An 11,570-nucleotide genomic window follows, 5' to 3' on the forward strand; every position below is an offset into this window, starting at 1 on the left:
GGTCGCCCCGGGGGTGCGCGGGGCCGGGGATCAGACCAGCGTGGCGGTGTCGATCACGAACCGGTAGCGCACGTCCGAGTTCTGCACCCGCTCGTAGGCCTCGTTGATCTGCTCGGCCGAGATGACCTCGATCTCGGCGCCCACCCCGTGCTCGGCGCAGAAGTCGAGCATCTCCTGGGTCTCCCCGATGCCGCCGATCATGGACCCGGCGAAGGTGCGGCGGTTGGCCAGCAGCGAGAACACGTTGACGTCCAGCGGCTCCGCCGGGGCGCCGACGTTGACCATGGCCCCGTTGACGTTCAGCAACGACAGGTGGGCGTCGAGGTCGATCTTCGCGCTGACCGTGTTGAGGACCAGGTCGAAGGTCCCGGCCAGCTCCTCGAACGTCTGCGGGTCGCTCGTGGCGTAGTAGGCGTCGGCGCCCAGGGCCAGCCCGGCCTCCTTCTTGCGCAGCGACTGGGAGAGCACCGTGACCTCCGCGCCCATGGCGTGGGCGATCTTCACGCCCAGGTGCCCCAGCCCGCCCAGACCCACGACGGCGACCTTCTTGCCGGGGCCGGCCTTCCAGTGGTTCAGCGGGGAGAAGGTGGTGATGCCGGCGCACAGCAGGGGCGCGGCGACGTCGAGCTCGATGCCCTCCGGGATGCGCAGCACGAAGTCCTCGGCGACCACCACGTGGGTGGAGTACCCGCCCTGGGTGACGGTGCCGTCGCGGTCCTCGGCGCCGTAGGTCATCACGGCGCCGTCGAGGCAGTACTGCTCGTCGCCGGCCCGGCAGTTGGCGCACTCGCCGCAGGAGTTGACCATGCACCCGACCCCGACCCGGTCGCCGACCGCGTGGCGGGTGACGCCGGCGCCGACCTCGGTGACGATCCCGGCGATCTCGTGCCCGGGGGTCAGCGGGTACTGCTGGGGGCCCCAGTCCCCCTGGACGGTGTGCAGGTCGGAGTGGCAGATCCCGGCGTACTTGATCTCGATGAGGACGTCGTGGGCGCCGAGGTCCCGGCGCTCGAGAGTGGTCGGGACCAGCGGTGCGCCGGCGGACGGGGCGGCGTAGGCGTTGACGGTGCGCAAGAGGTGCTCCTCGGAGGGTGTGGGTGCAGAAGTGTGCGTGCAGCAGTGCGGGTGCGGCGGAAGGGGGCGCCCGCCCGGGCGCACGGCGGCCTCCGGAACCGGGTGCGGCTCCTGGTGCCGGCGGTGACCGGGGGTCGCGACCGCAGGGGCGGCCGCCACGGAGGGTGGAGGACGGTGCGGGGCCGGCGCGGGGTCTTCCCCGACGGGATCATGGCGAGCCGCACGTCCTCGACGAGCCTACACGCGCAGGAAGTTGGAAAGGAAGCTGATCGATTCCGGGCCGCCGGGGACCGGCGCCCCCCGTGCCCCGCCCGGGGCCCGGTCTCAGAACCGGGCGTTGCGGGGCGTGCGCTGGCAGACCGGGCAGCGGTAGGAGGAGCGGTTCATGAACTGCTCCCGCACGATCAGGGTGCTCCGCCCCTCCTCCGCGCAGCGCGGGCAGGGCAGGGAGGCGCGGCCGTAGGCGGAGAGGGAGCGGGCGAAGTAGCCGGACTCGCCGTTGACGTTGACGTAGAGGGAGTCGAAGCTCGTCCCGCCGGCCGCCAGCGCGCGGTCCATGACCTCGCGGACGGCCGCGAGAAGGCGCAGCGTCTCGGGCCGCCGGAGCGTGTCGGTGGGCCGCGCCCAGTGCAGGCGCGCCTGCCACAGGGCCTCGTCCGCGTAGATGTTGCCGATCCCGGAGACCAGCGCCTGGTCCAGCAGCGCGCGCTTGAGCCCGGTCCGGCGCCGGCGCAGCCGGTCGTGGAGGCGCTCCGCGTCGAAGGCGGGGTCCAGCGGGTCCCGGGCGATGTGGGCGGCCCGGGCGGGCACCAGCGGGACGCCCGTGGCCGAGCGGCCGCCCGGGGCGCCGTCGTCGGTGGGGACGAGCCGGTCGAGGAGCATGCCGCCGAAGATCCGCTGGTCCACGAAGCGCAGCTCCGCCGGGGTGCCGGGGCGCTCGGACAGGCCCAGCCGCACCTTGAGGTGCTTCTCGTCGGGCAGCCCGGCGTCCTTGACCAGCAGCTGCCCGCTCATCCCCAGGTGCACCAGCAGCGCCTCCTGCGGCGGGGCGCCGTCCGCCCCGGTCAGCGGCAGCCACAGGAACTTGCCGCGGCGCACCGCGTCGGCCACGACCGCGCCGTCGAGCTCGTGGCCGAAGGAGACGGGGCCGGGCTCGTGGCGGCGCACCGAGCGGGGGTCCAGGACCTGCACGGACTCGATCCGGCGGCCGACCACCCAGCGCTCCACCCCGCGGCGGACCACCTCGACCTCGGGCAGCTCAGGCACGGGCGCTCCGGGGCGTGCGCTCAGCCACCGCGGCGGGCCACCAGGGTCGCGTAGGCCTGCGCCGCGGCGGAGCGCTCGGCCTCCTTCTTGGTGGTGCCGGTGCCCGTGCCGTGGTCCTGACCGCCGACGAGCACGTGCGCCTCGTAGCGGCGGTCGTGGTCGGGGCCCGTGCCCTCCACGGCGTAGCGCACGGGGCCCAGGGCGCGGGCCGCCGCGAGCTCCTGGATCTCGGTCTTCCAGTCCCGGCCCTCGCTCATCACGAAGCCGTCCTCGAGCAGGGGGACCACGAGCCGCAGCACGAAGGCCCGGGCCGCGTCGAGGCCGGTGCTCACGTACACGGCGCCGATCAGCGCCTCCATGGTGTCGGCGAGGATCGAGGCCTTCTCGTGCCCGTTGGTGCGCACCTCGCCCTTGCCCAGGCGGATGTGGGGGCCCACGTCCAGGGACCGGGCGAGGTCGGCGAGCGTGCGGGTGCTGACCACGGCCGAGCGGATCTTCGCGAGGTTGCCCTCGGAGTCGTCGGGGTAGCGGTGGAAGATCTCGTCGGTGACCGCGAGACCCAGCACGGAGTCCCCGAGGAACTCGAGCCGCTCGTTGTGGCCCTGCCCCTCGTGCTCGTACGCGTAGGAGCGGTGGGTCAGGGCAAGACGAAGCGTCCCGGCGTCGATGTCGACGCCGAGACGCTCCAGCAGGTCCTGAGGTGTCGCGGTGGAGGTCACCGTGGTCAGGCGTCGGCCACCTTGCGGCCCTTGTACTCCAGGAACAGCGCGGTGCCGGCGGAGTCGGTCACGACCTTCGCCTGGTGCGGCAGGCTGTAGGTGACCTTGCCGTTCTCGACGGTCTTGACCAGCTTGGGCGCGGTCGCCTTCCACTGCGAACGGCGTGCACGGGTGTTGGCACGGGACATTTTCCGCTTCGGAACAGCCACGGCTATCTCTCTTCTCTCGGTTCGGTCGTCTGGGTCGAGGTGTCCTGCTCGAGCAGCCCCGACAGGGCGCTCCAGCGAGGATCGAGAACCTCGTGGTGGTGTCCCGGGTCGTCCTCCAGGCGCGCGCCGCACTGGGCGCACAACCCCTGGCAGTCCTCCCGGCACACCGGTTGGAACGGCAGCTGCGTGATCACTGCGTCCCGAAGCATGGGTTCGAGGTCGATGGTCTCGTCCTGAACTTCATACATCTGGTCGTCCTCGGAGTCCTCCCCGCCGTCGGCGGCGGGGTCGAAGACGTAGAGCTCCTGCACGTCGACGTCCAGATCGTAGTCGATCGGGTCGAGGCACCGGCTGCACTCGCCGTGGATGGCCACGGCGGCCGTGCCGGACACCAGGATCCCGTCGTGGACGGATTCCAGCCGGAGGTCCAGGTCGATGTCCGAGCCCTCCGGGGCGCCGATGAGTGCGTTGCCGAAGTTCTCCGGCGCGGGCACAACTTCTTCCAGGCGTCGCATCGTCCCCGGGCGGTGCTCGAGGTCCCGGACACCGATGGTGAGGGGCGAACTGTTCTCGCGACTGATGACTGACTCCTGGTGAAATTCTGACCGACAGACCATGTTAGCGTGCCGCCCTGCGCGTTCTCAAACGGGCCGGGTCCGGGCGCGCCGGGACGGGCCGCGCCCGCTCAGCCCTGCAGGGCCCGCAGCACGGGCGCCGGCACGAACCCGGAGACGTCGCCGCCGAGGCCCTGGACCTCCTTCACGAGGGTCGAGGACAGGTGCAGGAACCGGGGGTCGCCGGGCAGGAAGACCGTCTCCACCCCCGTGAGGTGGCGGTTCATCGTGGCCATCGGCACCTCGTACTCGAAGTCCTCGCCCGAGCGCAGCCCCTTGACCAGGGCCACCGCCCCCCGCTGCGCCGCGTACTCCGCGAGCAGGCCCGCGCCCATGGGCTCGACGACGACGCCGGCGACGTCCGCGAGGCTCTCCGCCACCAGGGCCAGCCGCCGGTCAGCGTCGAAGCGGTAGCGCTTGTGCGGGTTGGTGGAGACCGCGACGACGACCTCGTCGAAGAGCGCCGCGGCGCGCGCGACGACCTCCACGTGGCCGTTGTGCAGGGGGTCGAAGGAGCCGGGGCAGATCGCTCGGTGCATGGGTGCCATCCTAGGGGCGCTCCGTGCCGGGGCGGCGTACCGTGGTGGACGAGGGAGTCCTCCGGCCAGAGCGGAGCACCGACATGGGCATGCAGTGCCGCCGGGCGCGGACCGGGGAGCGGATCAGCGCCCTGGACGAGGCCAACCTCCGCGTGGAGCGGCGCGGGGTGCCCATGCACATCGCGGCCCTGGCCCTCCTGGAGGCCGGTCCCCTGCTCGATGCCGGCGGGCGCGTCCGGCTGGCGGAGGTGCGGGAGCACGTCGAGCGGCGCACCCGGGACGTCCGGCCGCTGCGCCGGCTGCTCGTCCGCCCCGGGGGCGGACGCCCCATGTGGCTCGACGACCCGGTCTTCGACGTCTCTCGGCACGTGCGCAGCCGTCCGGTGCCGCCGCCCGGGGACGAGGAGGGCCTGCTCCGGGTGTGCGCCGGGATCGCCGCCGTCCCGCTGCCCCGGGACCGGCCCCTGTGGGAGCTGTGGCTGCTCCCCGGCCTCGCCGGCGGCCGGGTCGGCCTGCTGATCCGGTGGCACCATGTGCTCGCCGACGGTCTCGCGGCCCTGACCCTGCTCGCGCCCCTGTTCGATCCGGAGCCCGGCGGCGCCCCGCGCGCCCCGGACGCGCCGGATCGCCCGGGGACGGGCGGCCCGCCGCCCGTTTCTGCCACGGCCCGCGCTCCGGCCCGCACTCCGGCCCGCGCCGCTGCCCGCCTGCTCGGCGCCGCGGCCCAGGTCCGCGGCGCGCTCGCGGAGGGCCGCGCCCCGGCGCTGTCCCTCAACCGGCCCGTGGGCGCGCGGCGCCGGGCGGTGCTGGTGCGCGCCGACCTGGCGGCGGTCCGGGAGCTGGCCCACCGGCACGGCGGGACGGTCAACGACGTGGTGCTCACCGCCGTGGCGGGCGGCGCCCGGCGGCTGCTGGCCGCGCGCGGCGAGCTGGCCGGCGTGCCGGAGCTGAAGGTGTCGGTGGCCGCCTCCGTGCGCGCGGCGGGGGACCCCGCCGGCGGCAACCGGGCCGGTGTGCGCGTCGTGGCCGTGCCCGTCGACGAGCCCGACCCGGTGGCCGGGCTGCGGCGGATCGCGGCCACCACCTCCCGGCAGCGGACCCGTCCGCCGTACCGGCCGGGCGGCCGCCTGGCCCAGCGCTGGATGGTCCGGGTCATGGACCGGCAGCGGCTCGTCAACGTGCTGCTCAGCAACGTGCGCGGCCCCGCGGCGCCCCTGCTCTTCGCGGGGGCACCGGTGCTCGAGCTGTTCCAGCTCGGCGCCGTGCAGGGCAACCTGGCCCTCGCCGTGGGCGTCGTCTCCTACACGGGGACCCTGGGCATCGACGTGGTGGCCGACGCCGACGTGGTGCCGGACCTCCCGGTGTTCGTCGAGGGGCTGGCCGGGACCCTCGTGCGGCTCGGCGCCGGGCCGCCGCCCTGAGCCGCCGCGGGACCCTAGACTGGCGGCCATGGATGCCACCGACGCCGCCGTCCCGTCCACGCACACGTCCGGCCCCCCGTGGGAGCGGATGGCCCGCGGGGGCGGTCTGCTGACCGGCACCGGGGAGCTCACCGGGACCGTCTTCGAGGAGATGTCACGGCTGGCCGCGCGCACGGGCGCGATCAACCTGGGCCAGGGCTTCCCGGACGTCGACGGCCCGCGGGAGATGCTCGACGCCGCGGCGGCCGCACTGCACGGCGGCGGCAACCAGTACTCGCCGGTGGCGGGTCTGCCGCTGCTGCAGGAGGCCGTCGCCGCGCACCAGCACCGGTTCTACGGGATCGACCTGGACCCGGCCTCCGGGGTGGTCGTGACCGTGGGCGCGTCCGAGGGGCTGGCCGCGAGCCTGCTCGCGTTCCTGCGCCCCGGGGACGAGGTGGTCGTGTTCGAGCCGCACTACGACCTCTACGGCGCCGTGGTGGAGTTCGCCGGCGCGCGGCTGGTCACGGTCCCCCTCGAGCCGCCGCACTTCTCCCCCGACCTCGACCGCCTCGCCGCGGCCTTCGGGCCCCGCACCCGCATGGTGATCCTCAACGACCCGCACAACCCGACCGGGACGGTGTTCGACGACGCCGTCCTGGCCCGCGTGGCCGGACTCGCCGCCGAGCACGACTGCGTGGTGGTGACCGACGAGGTCTACGAGCACCTGCGCTACGCCGGCGGGCACCGGCCGCTCGCCGCGCTGCCGGGGGCCTTCGAGCGGACCCTCACCGTCTCCTCCGTGGGCAAGTCCTTCTCGGTCACGGGCTGGCGGGTGGGCTGGGTCAGCGGGCCGGCGCACCTCGTGGGCCCGGTGCGCGCCACGAAGGCCTATCTCACGCACAGCGCCGCCACGCCGCTGCAGATCGGGGCGGCCACCGCCCTGGGCCTGCCGGGCGGGTTCTACGACCGGCTCACGGAGGACTTCCGGCGGCGGCGCGACGTGCTCGTGCGGGGCCTGGCCGCGGCGGGCGCCGAGCCGTTCGAGCCGCAGGGCACGTTCTTCGTCGTGGCGGACGTCCGCGGCCTGTGCGAGCGGTACGGGGTCGAGGACGCCGCGCACCTGGCGCCGGTGCTGGCCGAGCGGGCCGGTGTGGTGGGCGTGCCCGTGCCGGCCCTCGCCTCCGCGGAGCACCGGGAGCGCTACGCGTCCTGGATGCGCTTCTCGTTCGGCAAGCGCCTGGACGTCCTGGAGCGGGCCGGGCGGCAGCTGGCCGGCTGAGCCGGTCCGCACGGCGGGGAGCTCGCCGCCCGCCCTCGTGCCGGCTCCCCGGCGGCGGGGAACCGGCGCGCGGGACGCCGCCCCGCGCGCCGCGGCTCAGACGGCGCTCGCCCGGCGGCCCAGGGCCCGGTAGGTGAAGCCGGCCGCGGTCCAGCGGTCGGGGTCGAGCACGTTGCGGCCGTCGAGGATCTGCGGGACGGCCACCAGCGGGTCGAGCTGCTCCGGGGTCATCGCCTTGAACTCGGCCCACTCGGTCAGCAGCACCACGACCTCGGCCCCGGTGACGGCGGCCTCGAGGGAGTCCACGTAGTCCAGGCGCGGATAGCGCTTGGCGGCGTTGGCGTTGGCTTTGGGGTCGTAGACGGCCACCTCGGCGCCGATCGAGTGCAGCCGGGCGGCGATGTCCAGGGCCGGGGAGTCGCGCACGTCGTCGGAGTCCGGCTTGAAGGCCGCCCCGAGCACGGCGACCTGCCGGCCCACCACGGTCCCGCCCAGCATCTGGGTGACCGTCTCCACCGTGTGGCCGCGGCGGCGGACGTTGATGTCGTCGACCTCCGCGAGGAAGCGCACCGACTGCTCCACCCCGAGCTCCGCGGCCCTGGCGCGCAGGGCGCGGATGTCCTTCGGCAGGCAGCCGCCGCCGAAGCCCACGCCGGCGTTGAGGAACTTGCGCCCGATCCGCTCGTCGAGGCCGATCGCGTCGGCCAGGGTGCGGATGTCCCCGCCGACCGCCTCGGTGAGCTCGGACAGGGCGTTGATGAAGGAGATCTTGGTGGCCAGGAAGGCGTTGGCCGCGACCTTGACGAGCTCGGCGGTCTCGAAGTCGGTGACGATCAGCGGGACGCCGGCCTCCAGCTGCCGGGCGTAGACCCGGCGCATCACGGCCTCGGCGGCCGGGTCCTGACAGCCCAGCACCATCCGGTCCGGGGCCAGGGTGTCCTCCACGGCGTAGCCCTCGCGCAGGAACTCGGGGTTCCACACCAGGGACACGTCCACGCCCTCCCGCGCCGAGGCCTTCGCCAGGTCCGCCAGGCGGCGGGCGGAGCCCACGGGGACCGTGGACTTGCCGGCGATCACGCAGTCCTTCGTGGCGGCCGCGGCGATGGAGCCGACCGCGGCGTCGACGTAGCGCATGTCCGCCGCGAAGCTCCCGGCCCGCTGCGGGGTGCCGACCCCGACGAAGTGGACGTCGCCGAAGGCGCCGGCCTCCTCGTAGCTCGTGGTGAAGCGCAGCCGGCCGGTGCCCACGTGCTTGCGCAGCAGCTCGCCCAGGCCCGGCTCGTGGAAGGGCAGCTCGCCGCGGGACAGGGCGTCGACCTTCTCGGGGTCCACGTCCAGCCCCAGCACCTCGAAGCCCATCTCCGCCATCGACGCGGCGTGCGTGGCCCCCAGGTAGCCCGTTCCCAGAACCGTGATCCTCATGGACGTCCTCCGTTCCTCCCGGGCGCTGACCCGGGCTCGATGCTGCCTGTCGAATCTTGTCAAAGGGGGTGCGCCCAGCGGCGCAGGTGTCAGTCCGGCGCGCCGGGGGACGCGGGCGATGTGACGTCCGTCTCGGCGAACCACACGGTGGTCTCCCCGTGCCGCTTCTGCTCGAAGCGGCGCAGCCCGGCCGGCCAGCCGGGCTCCGGGGACCGGGTGGAGCGCTCGACCACGAGCACCCCGCCCTCCCGCAGCCGGCCCACCAGCGGGGCGAGGACCGCGGCGAGCTCCGCCTCCGGCAGGGGGTAGGGCGGGTCGGCCAGCACGAGGTCCCACGGCCCCTCGGCGGGATCCGCGAGGTAGCCGCCCACCGCCCCGTGCCGGACCGTGACGACGTCCTCGCGCCCGAGGGCCCGGTGGACCGTCGCGGCGTTGGCGCGGCAGACCCGCGCCGCGCCCGCGTGCCGCTCCACGAGGGTCACGGCGGCCGCGCCGCGGCTCGCGGCCTCGCAGCCGAGGGCCCCGGAGCCCGCGAAGAGGTCGAGGACCCTGGCGTCCCGGAGCATGCCCCACGCCTCGAGCCGCGCGAAGAGGGACTCCTTGACCCGGTCGGTGGTGGGCCGGGTGTCCCGGCCCGGCACGGACTGCAGGCGCAGCCCCCCGGCGGCCCCGGCGATGATCCTGCTCATGGGTGCTCCTCTCGGGTGCCCGGCGGCACGCGGCTCGGCGGCACGGGGGCTCAGCCCCGGTCCAGGAACGCCTCGGCGTCCGGGTCGAGGTAGCGCTCGATGGCCTCGGCCAGTTCGGGGTGCTCCAGCAGCTGGGGGTCCTCGCCCAGGATCGTCACGGCGTCCCGGCGGGCGCGCTCGATGAGCTCGGCGTCGTCGAGGACCCGCAGCAGGCGCAGGGTGGAGCGGCCGCCGGACTGCGCGGCGCCGAGGATGTCGCCCTCGCGGCGCAGCTCGAGGTCCGCCCGGGCCAGCTCGAAGCCGTCCGTGGACCCGGCCACCACCTCGATCCGCTCCCGCGACGGGTGCTCGGCGGGGCGCCGGGTGACGAGCAGGCACGTCCCGGCGTGCCCGCCGCGCCCGATCCGGCCGCGCAGCTGGTGCAGCTGGGAGATGCCGAACCGGTCGGCGTCGACGATGATCATCAGCGTGGCGTTGGGCACGTCCACGCCGACCTCGACCACGGTGGTGCACACGAGCAGCTGCACGTCCCCGGCCGCGAACTCCTCCATGAGGCGGGACTTCCGGTCCGTGTCGAGCCGGCCGTGCAGCACCTCGGCGCGCACGCCGGCCAGGACGGGCTCGGCGGCCACGAGCTCGGCGAGCCAGGTGACGGACGCCATCGTCGCCTCGGACTCCTCGTCCTCGGAGGCCGCCGCGAGTGCGGACTCCGCGAGGGAGGCGTGGGGCGGGGGCTCGTCGTCGTCGCCGATCTTGGGCGCGACCACGTAGACCTGGCGGCCCGCGTCGATCTCCTCCCGGGCGCGCCGCCACAGGCGCCGCTCCCAGCCCGGGTGCTCCACGAGCCCCACGGTGTGGGTGGCGATCGGCTGCCGGCCGGCCGGGAGCTCGTCGAGGACGGAGACGTCCAGGTCGCCGAAGACGGTCATCGCCACGGTGCGCGGGATGGGGGTCGCGGTCATCACCAGCAGGTGCGGGGGCCGCCCGGCCTTGTCCCGCAGCCGGTCGCGCTGCTCGACGCCGAAGCGGTGCTGCTCGTCCACCACGACCAGTCCGAGGTCGGCGAACTGGACGACCTCGGAGAGCAGGGCGTGGGTGCCGATGACGATCCCGGCCTCCCCCGACGCGATCCGCAGCAGGGCCCGCCTGCGCGCCGCGGCGCCCATGGACCCCGTGAGCAGCACGACCTGGGTGCCGTCCGGGTCCCCGCCGAGCAGGCCGGCCTGCGCGAGCGGGCCCAGGGAGCGGATCACGGAGCCGTGGTGCTGGGCGGCGAGCACCTCGGTGGGGGCCAGCAGCGCGGCCTGCGCGCCGGAGTCCACGACCTGCAGCATCGCGCGCAGGGCCACGAGCGTCTTGCCCGAGCCGACGTCGCCCTGGAGCAGCCGGTTCATGGGGCGGGTGCCCGCGAGCTCCGCGGCGAGCTCCTCCCCCACGGTCCGCTGCCCGGCGGTGAGCTCGAAGGGCAGCCCGGCGTCGAACCGGGCGAGCACCCCCGCGGGGACGCCCGGGCGGGCGGTGGTGGGGTGGGCGGCGAGCTCGGCGCGGCGGCGGGCCAGGGCGCACTGGAGCAGGAACGCCTCCTGGTAGCGGAACCGGCGGCGCGCCTCCCCGTGCGCCCGGGTGTCCCTCGGGCGGTGGACCTGCCAGTACGCCTCCTCGAGCCCCATGAGCCCTTCCCGCTCCCGGATCCCGTCCGGCAGCGGGTCCGGGACGGCCCCGAAGTCCACGACGGGCAGCAGCGAGTGCACGGCGCGGGCAATCTTGTCCGTGGTCAGCTTGGCCGTGGCCGGGTAGATCGGGATGGGCCGGCCCGCCCGCTCCTCGGCGGTCTCCCCGGCCTCCGGGGCGTCCGGGTCGAGGATCGCGTAGTGCGGGTTCGTCATGGTCACGCCGCCGTTGTACAGCCCGACCTTCCCGGAGAACAGGGCGTGCGTTCCGGGGGGCAGGTCCCTGGCGGCGGTCCAGGCGTTGAAGAAGCTCAGCCGCATCGTCCGGCCGGGGCCCGGGTCGCCGTCCGCGAAGAGCCGCTGCGGGTCGGAGGAGACGCGGTCCGTGATCACCACGTCCGTGATGGACCCGCGCCGCGAGCGCATCTGGCGGGTGGAGGCGTGCACGACCTCGGCCACGATGGTGACCTGCTGGTCGATGCGCAGCTCCGAGAACGGGGTGAGCTCGCCCCGCGGCATGTACCGGCGGGGGAAGTGGTCGAGCAGCTGCCCGATCGTGGACACCGAGAGCTGCCGGGCCAGCTGGTCGGCCGTGGTCCGCCCCAGCAGCCGGGCCAGCGGCTGGTCGAGCTCGGAGACCGGGTCGGGGAACGCCCCGCCGCCGTGGGTCGGGGTCATCTCAGGGG

11 protein-coding genes are annotated in these 11,570 nt (G+C 74.9%); 2 read left to right on the plus strand and 9 right to left on the minus strand.

The genetic code is table 11. The annotated features are described in order from the left end of the window. Nucleotides 1–30: 30 nt before the first annotated feature. The 6 genes from E7Z53_RS07675 to coaD form a co-directional block, all read right to left on the minus strand. The gene (locus tag E7Z53_RS07675) at nt 31–1,074 is read right to left on the minus strand and encodes an NAD(P)-dependent alcohol dehydrogenase (protein ID WP_176337509.1); all 1,044 of its coding nucleotides are present in this window, start codon (nt 1,072–1,074) and stop codon (nt 31–33) included. Between the two features lie 324 nt (nt 1,075–1,398). Next, entirely contained in the window at nt 1,399–2,340 is a 942-nt protein-coding gene (mutM, locus tag E7Z53_RS07680) for a bifunctional DNA-formamidopyrimidine glycosylase/DNA-(apurinic or apyrimidinic site) lyase (RefSeq protein ID WP_017833172.1), read from the minus strand. A gap of 20 nt (nt 2,341–2,360) precedes the next feature. Then, the gene (rnc, locus tag E7Z53_RS07685) at nt 2,361–3,059 is read right to left on the minus strand and encodes a ribonuclease III (protein WP_017833173.1); all 699 of its coding nucleotides are present in this window, start codon (nt 3,057–3,059) and stop codon (nt 2,361–2,363) included. Between the two features lie 5 nt (nt 3,060–3,064). After that, nucleotides 3,065–3,268 carry a 50S ribosomal protein L32 gene (gene rpmF / locus E7Z53_RS07690; protein ID WP_031282896.1) on the minus strand — a complete coding sequence of 68 codons (204 nt, stop codon included), beginning with the start codon at nt 3,266–3,268 and terminating at the stop codon, nt 3,065–3,067. Between the two features lie 2 nt (nt 3,269–3,270). After that, nucleotides 3,271–3,783 (minus strand): YceD family protein, encoded by a 513-nt coding sequence (locus E7Z53_RS07695; RefSeq protein ID WP_165440247.1) that lies wholly within the window; start codon nt 3,781–3,783, stop codon nt 3,271–3,273. Between the two features lie 170 nt (nt 3,784–3,953). After that, nucleotides 3,954–4,421, minus strand: a complete 468-nt coding sequence (coaD, locus tag E7Z53_RS07700; protein ID WP_031282901.1) for a pantetheine-phosphate adenylyltransferase — start codon at nt 4,419–4,421, stop codon at nt 3,954–3,956. Between the two features lie 83 nt (nt 4,422–4,504). On the opposite strand from coaD, the gene E7Z53_RS07705 reads away from it, so the two are divergent. Both E7Z53_RS07705 and E7Z53_RS07710 read left to right on the plus strand, forming a co-directional pair. Next, a complete protein-coding gene (locus E7Z53_RS07705; RefSeq protein ID WP_176337510.1) occupies nt 4,505–5,842 on the plus strand; it encodes a wax ester/triacylglycerol synthase domain-containing protein in 1,338 nt (445 codons plus the stop codon). Nucleotides 5,843–5,870: 28 nt separating this feature from the next. Beyond that, on the plus strand, nt 5,871–7,103 hold the full coding sequence (locus tag E7Z53_RS07710) for an aminotransferase class I/II-fold pyridoxal phosphate-dependent enzyme (RefSeq protein WP_176337511.1): 1,233 nt from the start codon (nt 5,871–5,873) through the stop codon (nt 7,101–7,103). A gap of 96 nt (nt 7,104–7,199) precedes the next feature. On the opposite strand, the gene E7Z53_RS07715 is transcribed toward E7Z53_RS07710, so the two are convergent. From E7Z53_RS07715 to E7Z53_RS07725, 3 genes are all read right to left on the minus strand, one after another. Then, a complete protein-coding gene (locus E7Z53_RS07715) occupies nt 7,200–8,525 on the minus strand; it encodes a UDP-glucose dehydrogenase family protein (protein ID WP_035928947.1) in 1,326 nt (441 codons plus the stop codon). 89 nt (nt 8,526–8,614) lie between these two features. Beyond that, nucleotides 8,615–9,214, minus strand: coding sequence for a 16S rRNA (guanine(966)-N(2))-methyltransferase RsmD (rsmD, locus tag E7Z53_RS07720; protein WP_017833180.1), 600 nt, complete (start codon nt 9,212–9,214; stop codon nt 8,615–8,617). A 50-nt stretch (nt 9,215–9,264) separates the two neighbouring features. After that, on the minus strand, nt 9,265–11,562 hold the full coding sequence (locus E7Z53_RS07725; protein WP_176337512.1) for an ATP-dependent DNA helicase RecG: 2,298 nt from the start codon (nt 11,560–11,562) through the stop codon (nt 9,265–9,267). Nucleotides 11,563–11,570 lie beyond the last annotated feature (8 nt).

The organism is Kocuria salina (genome assembly GCF_013368965.1).
GTDB classification, from domain to species: Bacteria; Actinomycetota; Actinomycetes; order Actinomycetales; family Micrococcaceae; genus Kocuria; species Kocuria rosea.